We start from the raw sequence: 18,034 nt of genomic DNA on the forward strand, positions 1-18,034 counted from the left end.
GATAATCGACGTGATGTCGATCAGCTTCGCGCAACTATCGGTGGCCGCCGATCATTTGCGTCGCATGAGCCGATATTATTTTCACGTTTTCAATGACGAGGAAACCCGTGATGACGAGGGACAGGAGTTCCCCGACGTTGCGGCGGCGCACGCGCGGGCACGCTATGAGGTGCAACGCCTTGCTGCACATTCGATCACCGAACATGGGCATCTTGTCCTGCACCACCGCATCGAGGTCGAGGACCAGGACGGGAATTGGATCGCCACGGTCCAGTTCGGCGATGTCGTCGAGATCCGACAGTAAACCGTCTCAACCCGCCTCCTCTAAATGCAGATAGCGGGGATCGAACTGGCCGATCGTACAGAGTCGCTTCCAGTCGAGGATTGTGACGCGCTTAGGTTTCACGTCGACGGCGCCCGCTTCGCGCAGCACGCGGAGCATCCGGTTGACATGCACCGGCGTCAGGCCGGTCGCATCGCCGAGTTGGGCCTGCGTCAGCGGCCAGTCGAATGCGCGGCCGTCACGGCACTCGCCGATGCCGAAGCGACAGGAGAGTTCAGCGAGCAGATGTGCGACGCGCGCGTCCGCCGACAAACGCCCGAGCACCAGCGCCCATTCGGACAGGATGGCGGCGTCCACCACACAGTCGCGCCAAAAGGCTTCGGCGAGCGCGGGATGCCGCCGCGCGAGGTCGCGGATGTTCGCATGTGCGACGCGGTAAATGGTGCATTCGCCGATGCTCTGCAGCGCGGTCGCGGCCTTGGGCAGTGCGACCGAATGCAGATCCGCCATGTCGCCGGGAATATGAAGCGCCGTAATCTGCCGCTCACCGCTTCGCGCCTGTCCGAACCGCCCGGCCATGCCCTCGACGATCAGACAGGCCCGGTCGACATGCTCCCCCAAATTCACGAAATCACGGTTCGATTTGACGAAGACGAGATTGCCCGGAAGCGCCAGAACCGCGGCACGTTCCTCCTCATTCAGGTCGGACCGCAGCGTGAGGCGGTCCAGCCACAGGGCCAGCCCTGTGTTTTCATCCGGCATGATATTTCCCCGTTTCAACCGCACGCGGCGTCTGACGCGCCCCGTTGCGGGCAGATGAACCCCATGACCGGCGAAATCCTCGCCGATTTTCGTCTAACTCGCGGCACGTTTCTTGGCTCCATCACCGCTTCTCGCGCGCAATCCTTTGCGCATGACAGGGCCCCTTTGGTCAACCGAAGGCGCCGTGCATCCACCACGACAGGTCGCCAGTCTCCGACTGAATCCCGTCGCCGCGCCGGAAAACCCAGAACCGACGCCCTTCGCGATCCTCGACCCGAAAATAATCGCGCACCGCCCAGATTTCCGCGTCGCGCACCCACCACTCGCCGTGAATCCGTTCGGGACCGTCGCCTGCCACGATCTCGTGCAGCGTCCCGCGCCATTCGAACCGGCGCGGTGGATGGTCCGGAAGCAAGGCGATCACGCGCGACAAGGGTTCGGGCCGGGCGAGCATGCGCACCGGCCGGAGCCAGCGCGGCCATCCCGCCACGGTCTCAAGCGCTGATACCTGTACGACCGCCCGCTCCGGGACGTCGCTCTCGAGCGGTGCCGCCTTGAACAGCGCGCGGTGACCGATCCGGCCAGCGAGCTGGTCGATGAGCGGCGCGACATCGACATGCCGGTCTTCGCCCGTCAGCACTGTAGCCAGAGTTTCGGCACCGAGTGGCTCGGCCAGTCGCGCGATCAGGCGTCCCGCCTCGATCCCCATCCCCGGATCCACCGCCTCGAGGCGCAGATGCAGCAGCCGGGCGAGGTGCCGCCCATCGCGGCTCGCCCGCGCCAGTCCGACCTGGACGTGCTGCTCGCTACCATCGATACGGAAGAGCGTCAGCACCAGCCGACGCGCCCCCAGACCTTCCGCGCGAAGCTGTCCGGCCAGATCGCCCGCAAGATCCGTCATCACCTGCGTGATCGCCTCGAGCGTGCCGATCGGCTCCAGCAACCGGCACTCCGCGGTCGGCGTGGCGAACGGCACCACGCCTTCGATCGGCTCCGCGACGCGTCCGATCGCCTGGTCGAGGCGTTCGATCGCGCCGCGCCCGAGCCGTCGCGCAAGCGGTCCGCGCGGCAGCGGCAAGAGATCGACGACCCGCTCCAGGCCGAAGCGCCGCGCCGCCGTCAGCGCCGCATCCTCCAGCCGCAGCGCTGCGACCGGCAGCGGCGCGATCGCCTCGACCGCAAGACCGGGCGGGATGATGGTGATGGCCTCGCCGGAATGGCGCGCCAAAGCGTGCGCCGCGCCGACAGTATCGGAGATCGCGATATGTGCGGTCAGATGAAGACGCGCGAGGAACGCCACCAGCCTGCGGCAGAAGACGGCTTCACCGCCGAACAGATGTGTCGTGCCAGCGAGGTCGAGCAGCAGGCCGTCCGGTGGCGCGGCTGCGGCGGTCGGGGTCCAGTGCCGGACGCCGTGCAAAGCGAGCCGCTCAAGCGCCGCCCTGTCGCGCGCGGGATCGGCCTCTTCCACCTCGAGGTCGGCGTATAGCGCGCGCGCCTGCGCAATCGGCATGCCAGGCAGGAGACCGGCCGCGAGCGCGTCCGCGCTCGCAGCATAGATCGTATCGCGCTGGCCCTGGCGGATCGACAGGACAAAAGGCGCGCTCGCGGGTGCGCTGTCGGGCACCGCGCGGGATGCAGGCGCGCCGCCATCGTCGGCCCGCACGCCACGGAACGGATGGACCGCCGCTTCGGACCGGCGCCCCATCTCGCGATATGGCGGCTGACGATGCGCCGCCACGTCTCCGGACTGGGCCCAGCGCGCGCCCGGCCGCCAGTGCCCGCCGCGCGGGACCGAACACGCGCCCGGATCGTCGTCGACGGGGAGCGCCGGCCCGGCCCTGCCGTCAGGCGGCGTGTGCGCGGCGCCCCGCCCCAACCGCTCGATCGGCAGATGCGGCAGGAAGACCGAGGCGACCCTGCGCATCGCAGCCCTCCAGTGTCAGGGTGAAAGGCGCGCCATTTCGCTGGCGGACGAGATCGACACGCCAGTGCGCTCGCCCGACGCCGGGCATACTGAGCGGCGTCGATGATGCACATCCGATCCGCCAGCGCGTCGCGGCGGCCGAGGGCGCATCGAGCGGATTTGCATCGCGTCGGCGCCACCGGCGCATCAGCAATGCGGTGCGGCCGCCATCGGCGGCGGCAAGCTGGAGGCGCCGCGTCGCCGTCATGTCCGCGCGGCACACTTCGCCGACGACCGCGCCGAACGACCCGTCGCGCAAGGCATCCTCCATCACGGCGAGCACGTCGCGATCCTCACGCGCTTGCGCGAACACCACCCGGTCGGGAATCAGGCCTGCCTGTTCCAGTCCCGGCGCGTAGAGATCGAAACGCGTGAGCGCCCACAAGATCGGCAGAGACGGCACTGCACGGGCGGCAATGCCGGTCGTGAACAGCGTCGCGGCGGCATCTTCGGTAAGCGCCGTGCCCGCGGCGGTGATTTCATGCAGGCTACCGGTCGCGATTCCGCCATCTGCCAGGCGGCGGTCGAGTTCGCCGACGCCGAAGGTCACTGCCCCGCGCGCGCGGCCCGGCGTCTCCAGCGCCGCGATATGCCGGCGCAGATCGTCGACGGTGGCAAGGCTGCCGGTCGCATTCATCGCGGATCAGGGGCCCGAACGCCGTCCGCCATCGACCGGAAGGTGATGGACCAGCGTGTCTGCGTCATCTCGACGATACTGTGTTCCCAGATGTGGCGCGCCTCGCCGCTGAGACGATAGAGCGCGCGCGGCTCGAGGGGTGCCGAGCGGCGCTCGAAATGGCCGGGCTTTCGGCGCCGCAGCCGGAGGATCGCGGGTGCACCGAGCGAGAGACCGACGACGTGTTCATAGACCGGGCGATCGCGGTGCCATCCTATTCCGGCACCAGGATCGTAGCGGATGACCAGCGCCTGCACGAGTGCCTCGGGTGCAAGTCTGGCAAAGGCCGCGGCGCGCGCGCGGATCGGGAGCAGCCAGTCCGGAAGCGGATCGGCCGCCTCGACGCGACCGCGCGCGAAATCATAGCCGACCCCGAAGGATGCGGTCAGCCGCTTCCCGAGCCAGCGTTGAAACCTGAACGGTTCGAGCGCGCAGGCGTCGATTTGCGTGATCAAAGCGCGCTCCTGTTCCGGCGTCACGATCTCCGAGACGCTCTCGAATCCCGGCACGACGGCAAGGCCGAACAGATCGCGGGTCATCGCGTTCACCAGGGAATCTCCGCGACGAAATCGGCCAGGTCGCCGAACGTTACGTCGTCGAACCCGGGCTCGTCGCCGAGCGCGATCAAGGGCGCGACCGCCGCCGCCGCGAGCAGATCTTCCTGACGATGTCGCGCTTGCGGATTCCGCGCCTCCCAGCGGCGCAGCGCCGCGATACGGGACGCGACCGCTCTGGAGGCGTCATCCACCAGCATTTGCGTCACCGTCACGGTCGGTGTTGCCGGCGCGTCGGCATCCCGGGCCCTAATTCGATGGTCGTTGTTCGTCATCTCGCCTTACTCCCTTACAGCGCCAGCGCGGGCTGGGCGGCGAGAGCGTCATCGTCCCACAGTTCGGCCTTGAAGGTGCCTGTCGGCAGGGCGCGCAGTATCTCGGTTTCGGGCACCAGAGCGTCCAGCCAGTCCATCCGCCGGTCGCGGTGGACGACCACCATCTGACGCTCGGCGTAAGCTCGCACATCGTCGTTGCTATCGATCGTCAGCGTCGCATAGGCGCTCGACCATCTCGGCCTCGCCGGTCGCCAGATGCCTGCGAGGTAGAACCAGTCGCCATCGACGCGAGTAAAACGATAGCGCTGCCCACGGCGTGTATGGAAGAATTCGGAAGCCGGCACGAGGCAGCGGTTCGTCGGAAATGTCCGGCCTTCCGCACGAACTGCCTCGAACGGTCGTTCCTGCGGCCAGGCAGGCTCGAGCCCCCAGATCAGATTGACCATCTCCACGCGCAGGTCGCGCCCGCGCCGGATCACGGCACCGGGATTGCCAATCCTGTCGGCATGCGTTGTCCTGTTCGCCATACCACCGCTTCCCGGCCGCTGGCCGTCTGTTCCTGCTACCGATACGACGCCTTGGCACGTTCGAATCGACTCGATAGACGAAGAACATAGCAGGAACGACCCGAACGACAAAGGTGGGAGCGACGGACGATGTGCAACGACTACCGGCTCAATGTTGATCTCGACACGATCGCGGGGGACTTCAGCGCGCTGCGAATCAAAATCGACTTTCCGGAGGGCGCACCCAACATCGCGGCGCGCGAGGATATCAAGATTACCGAGATCGCGCCGATCGTGCGAGCGGGGTCGCATCCGGACAAAGTCGACCTCGTACAACGCCGATGGAGTTGGCCAAGTCCGAGCAAGAAGCCGGTCTACAACTTCCAGTCGGAAAACCGGTCGTTTGACGAGAATCGGTGTCTGATCCTGGCGGACGGCTTCTACGAATTCACCGACCCTGAACCTGTCGAGGGCGCGCCGAAAAAGCGGCTGAAGGACAAATGGCTCTTCACGATGCGGGGCCACAGGCTGTTCGCCATCGCCGGGATTTACCGCCGTCATCCCGAAGTGGGGGAGGCTTTCACGATGCTGACGGTTGCCCCCGGACCTGACATCAAGCCTTATCATGACCGGCAGATCGTCGTCCTGCCGCGCGAGGACTGGGCCCGCTGGCTCAACCCCGTCTATCCGGCGGCCGATCTGCTCAAGCCCGCGCCCGCCGGATCGCTGGAGGTCACGCGCATCCGCTAAGCAGACGCGCGCAGCGCGCGCGCCGATGGTTTCGATCGGCGGACGGACCTTTCCGTGCCGAACACTCGTTTGCGGGTGGCGCGGCGCAATCTCGCGTGCGGTGCGAGGAAAGGTGCAGCCATGAACACAACGACATTGAAGGGCGAGGGGCAGGAAATCGGCGGCAGTCTCAAGGAGGCCGCAGGCAAGGCGATCGGCGACAACGGATTGGCCAGCGAAGGCTTTGCCGACCGGATTGCCGGCTCCGGAAAACAGGTCATCGGTGCGCTTACCGACGCGCTCTCCGACCCGCAGACCCTGTTCGACAAGGCGAAAACCTTCGCCCGCGAGCGCCCTTACGCCACGGCGGCGCTGGTCGGCGTCCTGGGTCTGGCCACATTCAACACGCTGCGCGGCAAATAAACGCCGAGGGGACTGGCGGGCGGCGTTTCTCGCGCCGTCCATCAGCCTCCGCGCTTTCAGGCAGAGGCCTCATGCCGACAGAGCCGCCAAGCTTCCCAACCATCGCTCGAGCGACCCAAGCGCGCCCGGCGCTATGCGATCGTCGGCGGACAACGCGGCGTGCTGTTTCAACCCGAGCGCGCAAGTGTCGCCCTACCGCCAAATCCGTTTGGGCCAGGACGAGGCGGCCACGCGCGCCTCATCACGCGAACATCGTAAGCGCCACGTATCACGGCCGCCCGTTTCGACGGGTGTTGGCCAGAGGCGCAGCACATTCTCCGAAGACATATCAACATGCCTGACGGGCAGCATCAGCCGGATCAGGCTCAACTGCACGCGATCGTGGAAGGGTTGAGCGACGGCGTCATCCTGATGGACCCCGATGGTCGTATTGTCTGGGCGAACGACGCGGCGCTCAGGATGCATGGATGCACAGAGCTTCAGGAATTGGGCGGAACGGCGACGGGATATCGGAACCGGTTCGATCTCCAGCTTCGCAATGGTCAACCGATGGCCGCGAGCGCCTATCCCTTGGCGCGCCTGTGCCGGGGAGAAACGTTCGAAGACGTCATCGTCGATGTCCGCAAAGCGCATCAGAGGGAGCCCGACTGGGTCCACCGCGACCGCGGGCTGGTGCTAAACCGCGACGGCAAGCCCGATTGTCTGGTCCTGATCCTATGCGATGCGACCGAAGCTTATGAGGCGGAAGAACGCTTCGAGAGCATGTTCAACGCAAATCCTGCTCCGGCGTTGATCGTTCGGCTTGCGGACTTGCGCTATGTGCGGGTCAATGAGGGGTTCCTCGATTTGTCGGGATGGGACCGCGATCAGATCATCGGACGTTCGCTGTATGAGGTCGACATCCTCGGTCAGGCTGCGGAAAAGGACAAAGCGAAGGCGCTTCTCGCGAACGGCGAGACGATACCGCAGATGGAGGCGGACCTGCCGCTGCCAGACGGCGACAGCAAGCTTGTGCTCCTGGCGGGGCATCCCGCCGAAATGCCGAACAACGAGCCATGCATGATCTTCACCTTTGCGGATCTTGAACCGCGCCGCCGCGCGGAGATGGCGCTGCGCCAGAGCGAGGAGCGGTTCGCGACCGCCTTCCGGTTCGCACCGGTGCCGATGCTGCTCACCAGTCTCGACGGTCACCGCATCCTCAACGTCAATCACGCTTTCCTCGCGCTGACCGATTGGGGACATGACAGCGTCGTCGGCCGCAAACCCGCCGAGATCGAACTGTTCGAAAGCTCCGCGACACGGCGCGAGATCGAGAAGAAGGTGTCGGAGAGCGGGTCCTTTCGCGGCTACGAACTCCAGGTGAAGACACGCACCGGCGCGCTGGTGACCTGTCTGGCCTCGGCGGAGACCGTTTCGATCAATGGCCAATATTGCATTCTCGCCGCGTTCCAGGACATCAGCGACCGCAAGCGCACCGAGCTCGATCTCATCGCCGCCATCGAAGCGGCGATGCAGGATTCAAGTTGGCTCAGCCAGAAGATCATGGACCGGCTGGCGGCGCTTCGGGACCCCTCGCCGTCGGGCAAGGCCGCGCTGCCGATCGTATCGCTGACCGCACGCGAGCGCGAGGTGCTGGGGCTCATCACGCAAGGCAAGACCGACGACGCGATCGCGGAAGCGCTCTCGCTGAAGCGCAACACCATACGCAATCACGTCGCGCGGCTTTACGCCAAAATCAATGCGCACAGTCGTGCCGAGGCCATCATCTGGGCGCGCGACCGCGGGCATCAGCTCGGGTTCGATCCCCACCATTAAGTGCGCGAATGGGTGCCGACGCACCCATCGATGGGGTGCCTGCGCATCTTTGAGGGCAGGCAGCGCGCCCTTATTTCTCCACCATCCGGGCCACTGCCCGGTCTGAAAGGAGAACGGCAATGTCTATTCTTGCATGGATCGTGCTCGGCCTCGTCGCGGGCTTTATCGGCAGCAAGCTCGTCAATCGCACCGGAGAAGGGCTGCTGCTCGACATCGTGCTGGGCGTCGTCGGCGCGGTGGTCGGCGGGTTCCTGTTCAATCAGTTCGGCGCGTCCGGCGTAACGGGTCTGAACATTTACAGCCTGCTCGTTGCCGTCGTCGGCGCTGTCGTCGTGCTCGTGCTGTACCATCTCGTCGTCCGCGGCACCGCACGCTGAACATTTACGGATTCCAGAACGTCACGGACCGCCTGGCACGACGCCGGGCATAGGAGAGATCATCATGACAGAGACAATTACAGGCTTGTTCGACCATTACGGCGACGCACGCCGCGCGGTTCAGGATCTTGAGGCTGCGGGCGTCCCGCACCGCGACATCAGCATCGTCGGCCATGACAAGGACGGTCCCGCCGCGGAAGCCGCCGAAGACGCTGGCAAGGGCGCAGGTATCGGTGCTGCTGTCGGCGGCGTGGGGGGTCTGCTGGCCGGTCTTGGCCTGCTCGCCATTCCCGGCATTGGCCCGGTCGTAGCCGCCGGCTGGCTGGCGGCAACGGCGGCGGGTGCAGCGGGCGGTGCCGTTATTGGCGCGGCCGCGGGCGGCCTGGTCGGCGCACTGACCCATGCGGGCGTTCCGGAGAAGGACGCGCACGTCTATGCCGAGGGCGTCCGCCGCGGCGGCACGCTTGTGACTGCCAAGGTCGACGAACCCTTGGTGCCGACGGCGCGCAACATTCTGAGCGACGACCGCACCGTCAACGTGGCGGATCGCCGTCAAGCCTATGAAGCGCAGGGCTGGAGCAAGTTCGACGGAGCGGCGCCGGCCTATACCGACGACGCCATCGCCGCAGAGCGAAGCCGCTACGACCGCGTCTAATCGCCCTCTTCCGAAGGAACAGCCTTATGCGTATCGCTCCGATAGCCCTGCTCGGGGTCGCCTTGCTGGCGACGCCCGCACTGGCACAAGTCGCACCGGCAAAAAACAATGTCGCGATCAAGGACACCCACACCGTCGATGACGGGACGTCCCGCAGCGGCGCCAATTCGTTCACACAGGCTCAGGCGCGCGAACATATCGCTAAGTCCGGATTCACGAACGTTTCGGCGCTGACCAAGGATAAGCACGGCGTCTGGCGCGGCACCGCGCGCAAGGGCGGCCGCACGCTGCACGTGGGTCTCGACTTCAAGGGCAACGTCTCGACCGGACGCTGACGCAGAGGCGGCGGCCCATCGACTGATGGGCCGCCGCTGTCCCGGTTGCCTGATCGCCGTCGCTCGGGGCCAATTCGCGACGTGGGAGACCATCGTTGGATAGCTTTTTCACCCGAGTAGCGTCGCGCAGCGCGAGCCTGATGGGTCAGCCTGTCGCGTTCATCATCGCGACCAGCTGTTGCATCCTTTGGGCCGTGACGGGCCCGCTCTTTCATTATTCCGACACCTGGCAACTCGTCATCAACACCGGTACGACCGTGCTGACATTCCTGGCGGTCTTCCTGATCCAGAATAGTCAGAACCGCGACGGATCCGCCATCCAGGCCAAACTCGATGAATTGATGCGCGCGATCCCCAATGCGCGGCCGGAGTTCATCGGTATCGAACATCTGACGGATGCGGAAATCTGCGCGATCCGCGACGCCCTGGAGCGCGAAGCGGGCGCCGGGTCTAACTCTGCCGCGTCTGCGGATGGCACGGTCGACGAGCTGCTGTCCCGACGGTGAGGAAGCTGGTGCTGGTAACGGCCCAGCGGCACGCCGGGTGAGTGCCGCAACGAAGCCGCCCGAACTGAAGACCAGAAGCACATAGTCCTTAGGCGACCCCACCGCCGTTCAGGGGAGCGCCGCCGCCTCCTTAAACATCATTTGGTGGTCGGCTTTTGGTCATCGTGAAGATGGTCGTCCTTGCCGTCATGTTCGGTGCTACCCTCGTCCTCCCCGCCCTTGGGCTCATAGGGTTCTGACGCTGTATCCTCACGCTGTTCGGCGGGTTCGTTCGGCATGATGTCATCCTTCAAAGTTTGAGCGTCGCACGCGATCAATCGGTGCCCTCGTCGGGATCGATATCGCGCCCCGCCTGCGCCAGCTTTTCGGTCTTGTGGGGATCGTCCTCATCGACATCCCGCGCCTCTGGGGGCGTCCCGCCCGCCGGCTCGGGATAGTCTTCCGGCTTCACCGAACTCTGGTTCTTCACCGCCTGCAGATCCGCGACATCGCGCGCGTCGCCACCCTTATCGAAGCTGCCGCCCGGCTTGTTTGGTTCGTCGCTCATGTCTTGTCCTCTCGAGTGGGTCCGGCCTTCAGGCGGTCCGGAAAATCACGCCCCGCCGGGGGTAGCGACGTCAAAGTCTTCGCCCGGATTGCCGCCGCCCGCACCGGCACCGCTATCGCTGACCTTGCCGTCCGCAGGCACGGCACGGCGCTGCTGCCCGGCGCGCCACGCCGCCTGTCCGGCGCTGTCAAATTCCTGCCCGGAATAGCCGCTGCCCGTCCCAATCGCGCCGATGTCGTCGTCTGCCGGCGCGTTCATCGGCGCACGCACGCCGATGTCCGGGCCGATGTCCTTTTCGCCGCGAGGTTGGAGCTGATGCTCCACACCGTCAGGACTGCGGGTCTTTTCGATTGGCATGAGCTTTTCCTTCGCTCTTCCAACGCGCCAGAGACCAGAATGGCCACATGGCGGAAAACGCGGTCGCCATTGCCGCGGGCGCGCGCGACCCGGCTGCACTAGAGCGCGTCGCTGCGCAGGAGGCGTTGAAGTGAGAGGGTATCTGTGGTGGCGGCGCCTGAGGCCGTATTGTCGAAAATAGACCAGCACCGGGATCCCGCCGCGCCCTCCGCAACGATCGAGCGTGCGAGCAGTTCGAGACGTTCAGCATCGTAGGGAGAATAATAGATGCGAGGTGCCCCGTGGAGACGATGATAGCGCAGGCCGCTCCATCCGCCGGGCTCCGCGCCATCCGGTAGCAGAACCGGGTCGGCAGCGACGCGGGCGACATGCTGCGCGAGCATGGCGGCGGTCGCACCGTCGCCTGCCCAGCTGGCATGACGTGGCTCGCACGCAAGGCCCAGGTCCGGACCGACCCGCCCCCGCACCATCTCGAAGAAGCTGGTTGCGGTAGCGGCATCGAACGCGAAGCTGGGGGGCAGCTGGAGAAGAAGCACCTCGAGCTTCGATCCCAGCCCGCCTGCCTGATCCAGAAAGGTTGCGAGAGCATCGTGCGCGTCGACCAGCTTGCGACCGTGGGAGATATCTTTCGGAATTTTTACCGAAAAGCGAAAATCGGGCGGCGTGCTGGCCGCCCAGCGTTCGTAGGTCGCGCGCTTGTGCGGCCGGTGAAAGGAAGAATTGATTTCGACCGCCGGGAATAGCGATGCGTAGCGTTCGAGGTGTGATCCATGAGCTGGGAACGCCTCGGTGGAAGCGCGTGGGATCGACCAGCCGGCGGTGCCGTATCTAGGTTCGGCGGCTTTCGAAGATTCGGTCATTGTTGCGTGAGTGCCTCGAACCACGCGGCGTAGGGCGTGGTTCGCACCATATGTCTGTTGAGATCGGGCGCTCCATCGGTCCACCATGGTGGGCCGCGCTCACCCAGCGCGATCTTCGCGCTGCCGACCGCCGCGTGCGCGGTAGCTTCCGTGGCCGGGTCACCCGCTTTTCTGGCCTGATGCACCGCGCGACGGGCGTCCATCAGCGCCTTGACGAGGGACGCGCGCTGCGCGGATGGCAGGTTCGGATTTGAGGCGCGCCACAGCCGCCCCCGCACAACTATGTAGCGCCCATCGGGCGTGACCGGCGATCGTCCATCAAGGTCCCGGGAGGCCGGCTGACGGGTGTCTTCGCCCGGCCGTGGTTGGGCAACGCGCTTCACGGATTCACCATCGCCCGATCTGCTCAGCCCTTGCCGATTTCACGCCAGCTCTTTTCCTGGACGTCTACGCCGTGCTTCTTGGCGGCGGCCTTGATACGCTTCCAGGCGGCGTCGCGCTCGTCATCGCTCACGTCCTTCACCTGGTTGAACCGGGCGATGGCGTTGCGGACATGGCTCGCATTCTCCAGCGGCTCTTTGCGCTGCTTCGCAAATGCGAACGTGCTTGAATCGAGCGCGTCGCGGTCGGCAGTCTTGAGGTCAGCCATGATCATCTCCTGTGGAGGCTAAACGAACGACCGCGCGTTCCGTTCGTCTCGGAGGTACCGGGAGGCACATGCGGACATGCAGGCGGGGCGCCCGGATCCTCTACATGCCTCAGCAACCGATCAATCAGCGGCGCCTGGCTTGGCAGGATGCAGTGCCGAGCCCCGGCAACATCAAACCAGCACGCCTCGTCGACCTCGGGCACCGAGCGCTTTCGCCCGCTGCGGGGCGGCCATTCGATCTCGATCATCGTGCTGACCAAGGCGGCCGGGTCCATGTCGCGCTCGACCGCGAAGCCGGCGACGATCTTTCCGGCGGCCTGACGAATTTCCCCCAAGGATATCAGCGGCTCGTCGATGACGATTCCGAGTTCCTCGGCGACCTCGCGCCGTGCTGCGGTGGCATCTTCCTCGCCGCGTTCTACCAGACCTTTCGGGAGCTGCCAGGCGCCCGCGTGTCGGTTCCGCCAGAACGGTCCGCCGGGATGCACGAGCAGCATCTCGAGCATGCCGCGCGTGTGGCGGTACAGGAGAATGCCGGCGCTTCGGGCAGGCATCAGCGCTTCTTCCCACGGCTGGGCTTTTCGTCTGAAAGCGCAATCCAGACCGGCGCGTGATCGCTGGTCTTGTCCCAGCCGCGCACGTCGCGATCGACCTGCGCGTCCACGAGACGAGCTGTCAGCGAAGGGCTGAGCAGCAGATGATCGATCCGCAGACCTGCGTTCCGACCATAAGCGTTCCGAAAATAATCCCAGAAGGTGTAGATCGTCTCGTCCGGGTGGATCTTGCGCAAGGCGTCGGTCCAGCCCTGGCCCGTCAACCGGAAGAAGGCCTCGCGGACCTCCGGCGCGAACAGCGCATCCTCGCGCCAGCGTTCGGGTTTGTAGACATCGGCCTCCGTCGGCATGACGTTGAAATCGCCGGCGATGACGACGGGCAAGCCGCTATCGAAGAGGCTTGCGGCATGCGCGATCAGTGCGTCGAACCATTTGAGTTTGTAGTCAAACTTCGGCCCCGGTCGTGGGTTGCCGTTGGGCAGATACAGACCGGCAATCAGAATGCCGTTGACGGCCGCTTCGATGTACCGGCTCTGCGCAGGGTCCGGATCGTCCGGTAGCCCGCGACGTGTCTCGTGGATCTCCCCGACGCGGCTGAGCATCGCGACGCCGTTCCAGCTCTTCTGCCCGTGCCATATCGCATCATAACCAAGGTCGCGAATCGCTGTTTCCGGAAATTTCTCCTGCGGCGCCTTCAGTTCCTGCAATACCACGACGTCGGGCTCGGCTTCCCGCAGCCAGCGCAGCAGGACGGCAAGGCGGCCGTTGACGCCGTTCACATTATAGGTCGCGATTTTCACAAGAGCGGGTCCCTTTCACGCAGCCTGGAAGGTCTCCCTAGGAATGTGCGTGATCCGACAGGCGAGATCGGCTTCGCCGGAAGCGACGATGTAATGGTCGCCGCCATCGGCTATGCCGGTGGTGAACACCACGTCGCGAACATACATCTTGTCCTCGAGGGGCTGGGTCAGTGCGGGTGCCGCTTCGAGCAAAGGTGTGTGACTGGTGGCGACGACCTTGGCCGGATCGTCGCGGTCGAGGATCGACCAGTAGGTCCGATAGATCCCGACGATCTCGCGCGGTTCGACGCCGTGCCACAAGGTCAGCCAGCCGCGATCGGTCAGGATCGGTGGCGTGCCACCGCCCATGCGGGCCGTAAACACCGTCGCCGCGTGCGGCCGAATGCCGGGCTCGCGGTGGGGCTTCCAGTGCAGGGCGTCCGGCGAGGTCGCCAGATTGATCGAGGGCCCCCCGCGCCATTCGCTGCCCGGCGGATAGGCGAAGTACAGATCTCCAAGGGGCCGGGTTTGCGCCCAATATTTTCCCTCGATCTGGCCTTCGAAGATCAGCATGTCCTTGTTCTGATGGTCGAGCACGATATCCTCGAACACGAAATCGAGGCCGTTCTCCGAAGTGTACAATGTGGTGGAATGGCGTTCGGGGCTGACCGAACAGGTCGTCATCAACCAGCGTTCTCCGACCTTCGACACGCGCGGATCCTCGACGCCGTAGCATTGGAAACTGGCGTGCGGCGCGATCGCCTTATCGTAATGGACGGTCACGACCTCAAGCCCATCGGGCGTGAGCTCCACGGGCAGGATCCACGAGAGCGACGTCAGCGCCATGACCTTCCACGCGCCACCCCGCACGAGGAATTTGCGCGGGTCGGCCGTGTCACAAAGATCCAGCGGCCAGGCATCGAGACAATATCGTCCCTCCTCCCACCGGATTGCCTGCACATGGCCGTCGACCACGGGTTTGCGCAGCGCCTCGGCGACGCGAACGAAAATGGCCAGATTGCCATTTGGCAGACGCGTCAGCGCGGGGTTGAAGGCGCCGAGCACATAAGTTTCGGCATCAAAATGACCGGCGAGCGGAGAGCGCGAAAGGTCAATGTCATCCGGCCCGAAGATCAGGCGATCGACGGCGAAGCCCGTCATTCTTCACCCCGGGCGCGGGGTGCGATCGAGATTTGCTGGACGACGGCGCGGCGCGGCTGGGTCAGCGCGAAATGGACGGCGACCGCGATATCCTCGGCGCGCAGCATCGTCTCTTTGCGGTTTTCCTCGGCCTGTTCCTCGGCGGTATACGTGGCGTACTGAAAGTCCGCGCCGGTCTTTGCAGGCTCGACGTTGCAAACCTTGATGCCTTTCGGGCCAAGCTCCTTGCGCACCGCTTCCGCAAACCCGGCGATACCCGCTTTCATGCCCGCATAGACGCTGCTTTCGGCCCCGAGCAGATGCGATGCGACCGATCCGATGAAGATGATATCGCCGTGATCCTTCATGATGTCCGCAGCGGCGTATGCGGTGGTCAGATAGGCGGTGAAATCGACTGCCACAGCGTAGCGAAGCTCTTCCGCGGTCATCGCCGTCAGGCCCTTAGCCGGGATCGCGGCATTGATGATGGCGATGTCGAAATCGCCGAAATAGTCCTTGGCAGCCCGCACGAAGCGGTCGACGGCATCGGGCTCGGCAAGGTCCAAGCTGATCCCGTCACCCTTGCCGACGTCGCGGATCCGCGCGAGTCCATCGTCAAGGTGCTGCGGATCGCGACCGCAAACGAACACGTCGACCCCTTCCGCGGCGAGCAGCACCGCGATCGCGCGGCCAATCCCGGTGGTACCGCCGGAGATGAGCGCCTTTCGCCCGCTCAGGGACGGCCGCTTCGTATGGGCGTCGGACAGCGGGATGGCAGGCGGCTCGGCAAGGTCGGACATGATCTGGCTCCTTCAAGAGGCGAACAACGGCCTGAGGCGGTAGTTCCGGCCAAATGTCTTTTGGGGGTCTGCCGTCTCGATTAGCGCGCGGCGAAGAGCCGTTTCTGCGAATGTCCTTGCAACCGTGCGCCAATGCCGGGGGTTAGCAAGGAGCGCGAGGAGCTGCGAGCCGCGCGATAGGAATATGAATGAACGATATCGAGACGTACCGCGCCCATGCTGCCGAGGCGCGCGCCGCCGCAGCGAATACGACTTTGCGAAATCGCCGGGAGATGCATAAGCGCTCGGCCATGGTCTGGGAGACCATGGCAACCAGCGCCGAGGAAAATCGGAGCAAGGCCGCCGTGAATCTGGCGGCTAAAACCAACGCGCGCGACTGAGCCGCGTCGTCCGATCCCGACGCGTAAGGACCGTTGAGAAGATCGAGAAGGGAGCCACAGGATGCCCCAACGCTCGCGACCGCTTAGTTTAACGCGGGATGGACCGGCGTGCATAACCGAATGTGCTGCGATTGCGCCAATCGAAGGGCCATCACGCGGGAGAACGTGATGGCCCTTCCCGCTACCGGGACGGCCATTGGGGGAAGGCCGATCCGGCGCGGATCTCGCCGTCGCTGCGCCAGGATCGGGCTCGAGCCGATCGATCACAACACGCAACAGCCGCGGTCGAAGCGTGGCGCAAGATTACAAACGATCGGCGGTCCGCTCGCGCGCGCCGGCGCAACACCGTGGCAGCCTGACTCGGGAGTTTGGGGAACGATTCGCTGGCGATCGCCTCGCTGCTCACCGTTACGGTCGGGCCTGGCCCTCTTCCATTTTTGCTGCGAGCTGATCGGCCATCGCGCTGTGCGATTGTATCAGCGCGCTCGTATCGGCCGCAACTGCACGAAGGTTTGGATCGTCGCCCGAGGCGGCATAGACCTCTACCGTCACGAGCGCGGCGTGATGCGCAAGAACCTGCTGGCGGGCGTAAAGCCGGTCGAACTCGCTTCCGCGAGCACTCTGGAGGGCGCTCAGGAACATCGACTGGTCGCCGCCGATCCCGGGCGGGGGCGCGGCAAGTTTCGACCGCGAGACCGCATCCGCCAATGCTTGAGACGTCTTTCGATGATCTTCGATCATCCGAGTCGCAAAGCCACGAACGTCGGGGTTCTCGCTTTGCGCGAGCGCGGTGACCGCCTCGTCGATCTCGAACTGGTCGGACTGCGCCGACGCCGACACGAACTCACGGGTCCTTTGCGACCCAGGGCCTTGCGCAAATGCCGGAGCGACCAGCGCCAGCGCGGCACCGCCCGCTGTCAGCACCCGCAGCGGCAAGCGCATGCGCAACTGCCTCATGGCTGACCCTGTCCGCCGCCGGCGCCGTAGATGTTGCCGGTCGTATAGCTGCCATCGTCCTCGGCGAGCCGCACATAGATGCCGGCGAGTTCCGCAGGCTGGCCCGGCCGGCCAAGCGGCGCGGTCGCCCCAAAAGTCACGAGCTTGCCCTGGCTTGCGCCGCCCGAGACCTGCAACGGTGTCCAGATCGGACCCGGCGCCACGCCGTTCACCCGGATGCCTTTAGGCCCAAGCTGCTTTGCCAGGCTCTTCACGTAATTCATCGTCGCGGCCTTGGTTTGCGCATAGGCATAAAGGTCGCCGTCCGGATTGTAGGCCTGCTCCGACGCCGTGCCGATGATCGCGGAGCCGGGGTCGAGATGGGGAACCGCCGCGCGAATGATCCAGAACGGCGCATAGATGTTGGTCTTCATCGTGCGGTCGAATTCCTCGTCGGTGACATCGAGGATCGAGGGAATGGATTGCTGGCGCGCGGCGTTGCAGACGAGGATGTCGAGCCCTCCAAGGCCTGCGAGAGCCTTGGCCACGAGATCCTTGCAGAAGGCGGCTGTACGGATGTCGCCGGGCAGTGCCACAGCCTTGCGACCTGCCTGGCGGATGAGCTCCACCACTTCCCGGGCATCGGGCTCTTCTTCGGGGAGATAGTTGATCGCGACGTCAGCGCCTTCGCGTGCAAAAGCAATCGCAGCCGCGCGTCCCATGCCGCTGTCGCCGCCCGTGATGAGCGCCTTGCGGCCGGTCAGACGCCCGGATCCGACATAGCTTGTGTCGCCGTGATCAGGCCTCGGGTTCATCTTGCTCGCAAGCCCTGGCCACGGCTGCGACTGCGACTTGAAGGGCGGCTTCGGGTATTTGCTGCGAGGATCCTGCTTGCCACCCGGCTGCGCTTTGGACCCACCCATCTGGGCGGCGACCGGCGAGGCTAGGGCTGCCGCTGCGCCGAGAGTTGCTGCCTTGAGCGCCTGTCGGCGTGTCTTTTCATCCATATGCGGTCCTTCCATGCGGCGATGTCAGGGTCCGCTGAAAGATTGAACTCGCGATCAGTTGGTGAGGTTGCAGAAGGTCCCATGAATTTGACGCTGATATCGATCAACGATCAGCCCATTTCATGAGGAAAGACTATAATACCAAACCGCATTTGCCTGGCCG

The 18,034-nt window shown here is 65.1% G+C and carries 27 protein-coding genes; 9 read left to right on the forward strand and 18 right to left on the reverse strand.

What is annotated here, in order from left to right; translation table 11 throughout:
• The first annotated feature begins 13 nt into the window (after positions 1-13).
• Positions 14-304 (forward strand): DUF6894 family protein, encoded by a 291-nt coding sequence (locus Q5H94_RS06250; protein ID WP_304560377.1) that lies wholly within the window; start codon positions 14-16, stop codon positions 302-304.
• A gap of 6 nt (positions 305-310) precedes the next feature.
• Here Q5H94_RS06250 and Q5H94_RS06255 read toward each other — a convergent pair whose 3' ends face one another.
• From Q5H94_RS06255 to Q5H94_RS06280, 6 genes are all read right to left on the reverse strand, one after another.
• Complete coding sequence (locus Q5H94_RS06255) at positions 311-1,045, reverse strand: Crp/Fnr family transcriptional regulator (RefSeq protein ID WP_304560378.1); 735 nt, start codon at positions 1,043-1,045, stop codon at positions 311-313.
• A 169-nt stretch (positions 1,046-1,214) separates the two neighbouring features.
• Positions 1,215-2,972: a Y-family DNA polymerase gene (locus Q5H94_RS06260; protein ID WP_304560379.1), complete on the reverse strand. Its 1,758-nt coding sequence runs from the start codon at positions 2,970-2,972 to the stop codon at positions 1,215-1,217.
• The gene (locus tag Q5H94_RS06265; protein WP_304560380.1) at positions 2,893-3,648 is read right to left on the reverse strand and encodes an ImuA family protein; all 756 of its coding nucleotides are present in this window, start codon (positions 3,646-3,648) and stop codon (positions 2,893-2,895) included. The genes Q5H94_RS06260 and Q5H94_RS06265 overlap by 80 nt, the downstream gene beginning before the upstream one ends.
• A complete protein-coding gene (locus Q5H94_RS06270) occupies positions 3,645-4,226 on the reverse strand; it encodes an alpha-ketoglutarate-dependent dioxygenase AlkB (RefSeq protein WP_304560516.1) in 582 nt (193 codons plus the stop codon). Before Q5H94_RS06270 ends, Q5H94_RS06265 begins: the two co-directional genes overlap by 4 nt.
• A 5-nt stretch (positions 4,227-4,231) precedes the next feature.
• A complete protein-coding gene (locus Q5H94_RS06275) occupies positions 4,232-4,516 on the reverse strand; it encodes a hypothetical protein (RefSeq protein ID WP_304560381.1) in 285 nt (94 codons plus the stop codon).
• A gap of 14 nt (positions 4,517-4,530) precedes the next feature.
• A complete protein-coding gene (locus Q5H94_RS06280) occupies positions 4,531-5,043 on the reverse strand; it encodes an SOS response-associated peptidase family protein (RefSeq protein WP_304560382.1) in 513 nt (170 codons plus the stop codon).
• A 129-nt stretch (positions 5,044-5,172) separates the two neighbouring features.
• Here Q5H94_RS06280 and Q5H94_RS06285 point away from each other — a divergent pair, with 129 nt between their 5' ends.
• The 7 genes from Q5H94_RS06285 (at position 5,173) to Q5H94_RS06315 (ending at position 9,862) form a co-directional block, all read left to right on the forward strand.
• Positions 5,173-5,772 (forward strand): SOS response-associated peptidase, encoded by a 600-nt coding sequence (locus Q5H94_RS06285; protein ID WP_304560383.1) that lies wholly within the window; start codon positions 5,173-5,175, stop codon positions 5,770-5,772.
• A gap of 120 nt (positions 5,773-5,892) precedes the next feature.
• On the forward strand, positions 5,893-6,174 hold the full coding sequence (locus Q5H94_RS06290; RefSeq protein WP_304560384.1) for a CsbD family protein: 282 nt from the start codon (positions 5,893-5,895) through the stop codon (positions 6,172-6,174).
• Between the two features lie 333 nt (positions 6,175-6,507).
• Complete coding sequence (locus Q5H94_RS06295; RefSeq protein WP_304560385.1) at positions 6,508-7,989, forward strand: helix-turn-helix transcriptional regulator; 1,482 nt, start codon at positions 6,508-6,510, stop codon at positions 7,987-7,989.
• 119 nt (positions 7,990-8,108) lie between these two features.
• The gene (locus tag Q5H94_RS06300; protein ID WP_304560386.1) at positions 8,109-8,366 is read left to right on the forward strand and encodes a GlsB/YeaQ/YmgE family stress response membrane protein; all 258 of its coding nucleotides are present in this window, start codon (positions 8,109-8,111) and stop codon (positions 8,364-8,366) included.
• A gap of 64 nt (positions 8,367-8,430) precedes the next feature.
• A complete protein-coding gene (locus Q5H94_RS06305; protein ID WP_304560387.1) occupies positions 8,431-9,021 on the forward strand; it encodes a general stress protein in 591 nt (196 codons plus the stop codon).
• A 26-nt stretch (positions 9,022-9,047) separates the two neighbouring features.
• Positions 9,048-9,356 carry a hypothetical protein gene (locus tag Q5H94_RS06310; RefSeq protein WP_304560388.1) on the forward strand — a complete coding sequence of 103 codons (309 nt, stop codon included), beginning with the start codon at positions 9,048-9,050 and terminating at the stop codon, positions 9,354-9,356.
• Positions 9,357-9,451: 95 nt separating this feature from the next.
• Positions 9,452-9,862 (forward strand): low affinity iron permease family protein, encoded by a 411-nt coding sequence (locus Q5H94_RS06315; RefSeq protein ID WP_304560389.1) that lies wholly within the window; start codon positions 9,452-9,454, stop codon positions 9,860-9,862.
• Between the two features lie 137 nt (positions 9,863-9,999).
• Here Q5H94_RS06315 and Q5H94_RS06320 read toward each other — a convergent pair whose 3' ends face one another.
• The 10 genes from Q5H94_RS06320 to Q5H94_RS06365 form a co-directional block, all read right to left on the reverse strand.
• Positions 10,000-10,140 carry a hypothetical protein gene (locus Q5H94_RS06320; RefSeq protein WP_304560390.1) on the reverse strand — a complete coding sequence of 47 codons (141 nt, stop codon included), beginning with the start codon at positions 10,138-10,140 and terminating at the stop codon, positions 10,000-10,002.
• Positions 10,141-10,175: 35 nt separating this feature from the next.
• Complete coding sequence (locus Q5H94_RS06325) at positions 10,176-10,409, reverse strand: hypothetical protein (RefSeq protein WP_304560391.1); 234 nt, start codon at positions 10,407-10,409, stop codon at positions 10,176-10,178.
• Between the two features lie 45 nt (positions 10,410-10,454).
• Positions 10,455-10,766 (reverse strand): hypothetical protein, encoded by a 312-nt coding sequence (locus Q5H94_RS06330; RefSeq protein WP_304560392.1) that lies wholly within the window; start codon positions 10,764-10,766, stop codon positions 10,455-10,457.
• A 98-nt stretch (positions 10,767-10,864) separates the two neighbouring features.
• Positions 10,865-11,626 (reverse strand): DUF72 domain-containing protein, encoded by a 762-nt coding sequence (locus tag Q5H94_RS06335; protein WP_304560393.1) that lies wholly within the window; start codon positions 11,624-11,626, stop codon positions 10,865-10,867.
• Complete coding sequence (locus Q5H94_RS06340) at positions 11,623-12,009, reverse strand: hypothetical protein (protein ID WP_341850094.1); 387 nt, start codon at positions 12,007-12,009, stop codon at positions 11,623-11,625. Before Q5H94_RS06340 ends, Q5H94_RS06335 begins: the two co-directional genes overlap by 4 nt.
• A gap of 23 nt (positions 12,010-12,032) precedes the next feature.
• Positions 12,033-12,275, reverse strand: coding sequence for a DUF6582 domain-containing protein (locus Q5H94_RS06345; protein ID WP_304560394.1), 243 nt, complete (start codon positions 12,273-12,275; stop codon positions 12,033-12,035).
• Positions 12,276-12,277: 2 nt separating this feature from the next.
• The gene (locus Q5H94_RS06350; RefSeq protein ID WP_304560395.1) at positions 12,278-12,829 is read right to left on the reverse strand and encodes an NUDIX domain-containing protein; all 552 of its coding nucleotides are present in this window, start codon (positions 12,827-12,829) and stop codon (positions 12,278-12,280) included.
• Entirely contained in the window at positions 12,829-13,629 is an 801-nt protein-coding gene (gene xth / locus Q5H94_RS06355; protein WP_304560396.1) for an exodeoxyribonuclease III, read from the reverse strand. Before xth ends, Q5H94_RS06350 begins: the two co-directional genes overlap by 1 nt.
• A gap of 15 nt (positions 13,630-13,644) precedes the next feature.
• Positions 13,645-14,769 (reverse strand): glycoside hydrolase family 130 protein, encoded by a 1,125-nt coding sequence (locus tag Q5H94_RS06360; RefSeq protein WP_304560397.1) that lies wholly within the window; start codon positions 14,767-14,769, stop codon positions 13,645-13,647.
• Positions 14,766-15,548: an SDR family oxidoreductase gene (locus Q5H94_RS06365; protein ID WP_304560398.1), complete on the reverse strand. Its 783-nt coding sequence runs from the start codon at positions 15,546-15,548 to the stop codon at positions 14,766-14,768. The genes Q5H94_RS06360 and Q5H94_RS06365 overlap by 4 nt, the downstream gene beginning before the upstream one ends.
• Before the next feature lie 188 nt (positions 15,549-15,736).
• On the opposite strand from Q5H94_RS06365, the gene Q5H94_RS06370 reads away from it, so the two are divergent.
• Positions 15,737-15,928, forward strand: a complete 192-nt coding sequence (locus Q5H94_RS06370) for a hypothetical protein (RefSeq protein ID WP_304560399.1) — start codon at positions 15,737-15,739, stop codon at positions 15,926-15,928.
• Positions 15,929-16,336: 408 nt separating this feature from the next.
• Here the strand turns inward: Q5H94_RS06370 and Q5H94_RS06375 are convergent, their stop codons facing one another.
• Complete coding sequence (locus tag Q5H94_RS06375) at positions 16,337-16,870, reverse strand: DUF4142 domain-containing protein (protein WP_304560400.1); 534 nt, start codon at positions 16,868-16,870, stop codon at positions 16,337-16,339.
• Between the two features lie 11 nt (positions 16,871-16,881).
• Positions 16,882-17,871 (reverse strand): SDR family oxidoreductase, encoded by a 990-nt coding sequence (locus tag Q5H94_RS06380; protein ID WP_304560401.1) that lies wholly within the window; start codon positions 17,869-17,871, stop codon positions 16,882-16,884.
• Positions 17,872-18,034 lie beyond the last annotated feature (163 nt).

The organism is Sphingomonas immobilis, assembly GCF_030580995.1.
Taxonomy (GTDB): domain Bacteria; phylum Pseudomonadota; class Alphaproteobacteria; order Sphingomonadales; family Sphingomonadaceae; genus Sphingomonas; species Sphingomonas immobilis.

Excerpts from the sequence above, each read along its gene's own strand:
- Q5H94_RS06250 (WP_304560377.1), top strand. The coding sequence starts at position 14 with ATGTCGATCAGCTTCGCGCAACTATCGGTGGCCGCCGATCATTTGCGT.
- Q5H94_RS06255 (WP_304560378.1), bottom strand. The coding sequence starts at position 1,045 with ATGCCGGATGAAAACACAGGGCTGGCCCTGTGGCTGGACCGCCTCACG.
- Q5H94_RS06260 (WP_304560379.1), bottom strand. The coding sequence starts at position 2,972 with ATGCGCAGGGTCGCCTCGGTCTTCCTGCCGCATCTGCCGATCGAGCGG.
- Q5H94_RS06265 (WP_304560380.1), bottom strand. The coding sequence starts at position 3,648 with ATGAATGCGACCGGCAGCCTTGCCACCGTCGACGATCTGCGCCGGCAT.
- Q5H94_RS06270 (WP_304560516.1), bottom strand. The coding sequence starts at position 4,226 with ATGACCCGCGATCTGTTCGGCCTTGCCGTCGTGCCGGGATTCGAGAGC.
- Q5H94_RS06275 (WP_304560381.1), bottom strand. The coding sequence starts at position 4,516 with ATGACGAACAACGACCATCGAATTAGGGCCCGGGATGCCGACGCGCCG.
- Q5H94_RS06280 (WP_304560382.1), bottom strand. The coding sequence starts at position 5,043 with ATGGCGAACAGGACAACGCATGCCGACAGGATTGGCAATCCCGGTGCC.
- Q5H94_RS06285 (WP_304560383.1), top strand. The coding sequence starts at position 5,173 with ATGTGCAACGACTACCGGCTCAATGTTGATCTCGACACGATCGCGGGG.
- Q5H94_RS06290 (WP_304560384.1), top strand. The coding sequence starts at position 5,893 with ATGAACACAACGACATTGAAGGGCGAGGGGCAGGAAATCGGCGGCAGT.
- Q5H94_RS06295 (WP_304560385.1), top strand. The coding sequence starts at position 6,508 with ATGCCTGACGGGCAGCATCAGCCGGATCAGGCTCAACTGCACGCGATC.
- Q5H94_RS06300 (WP_304560386.1), top strand. The coding sequence starts at position 8,109 with ATGTCTATTCTTGCATGGATCGTGCTCGGCCTCGTCGCGGGCTTTATC.
- Q5H94_RS06305 (WP_304560387.1), top strand. The coding sequence starts at position 8,431 with ATGACAGAGACAATTACAGGCTTGTTCGACCATTACGGCGACGCACGC.
- Q5H94_RS06310 (WP_304560388.1), top strand. The coding sequence starts at position 9,048 with ATGCGTATCGCTCCGATAGCCCTGCTCGGGGTCGCCTTGCTGGCGACG.
- Q5H94_RS06320 (WP_304560390.1), bottom strand. The coding sequence starts at position 10,140 with ATGCCGAACGAACCCGCCGAACAGCGTGAGGATACAGCGTCAGAACCC.
- Q5H94_RS06325 (WP_304560391.1), bottom strand. The coding sequence starts at position 10,409 with ATGAGCGACGAACCAAACAAGCCGGGCGGCAGCTTCGATAAGGGTGGC.
- Q5H94_RS06330 (WP_304560392.1), bottom strand. The coding sequence starts at position 10,766 with ATGCCAATCGAAAAGACCCGCAGTCCTGACGGTGTGGAGCATCAGCTC.
- Q5H94_RS06335 (WP_304560393.1), bottom strand. The coding sequence starts at position 11,626 with ATGACCGAATCTTCGAAAGCCGCCGAACCTAGATACGGCACCGCCGGC.
- Q5H94_RS06345 (WP_304560394.1), bottom strand. The coding sequence starts at position 12,275 with ATGGCTGACCTCAAGACTGCCGACCGCGACGCGCTCGATTCAAGCACG.
- Q5H94_RS06350 (WP_304560395.1), bottom strand. The coding sequence starts at position 12,829 with ATGCCTGCCCGAAGCGCCGGCATTCTCCTGTACCGCCACACGCGCGGC.
- Q5H94_RS06360 (WP_304560397.1), bottom strand. The coding sequence starts at position 14,769 with ATGACGGGCTTCGCCGTCGATCGCCTGATCTTCGGGCCGGATGACATT.
- Q5H94_RS06365 (WP_304560398.1), bottom strand. The coding sequence starts at position 15,548 with ATGTCCGACCTTGCCGAGCCGCCTGCCATCCCGCTGTCCGACGCCCAT.
- Q5H94_RS06370 (WP_304560399.1), top strand. The coding sequence starts at position 15,737 with ATGAACGATATCGAGACGTACCGCGCCCATGCTGCCGAGGCGCGCGCC.
- Q5H94_RS06375 (WP_304560400.1), bottom strand. The coding sequence starts at position 16,870 with ATGCGCTTGCCGCTGCGGGTGCTGACAGCGGGCGGTGCCGCGCTGGCG.
- Q5H94_RS06380 (WP_304560401.1), bottom strand. The coding sequence starts at position 17,871 with ATGGATGAAAAGACACGCCGACAGGCGCTCAAGGCAGCAACTCTCGGC.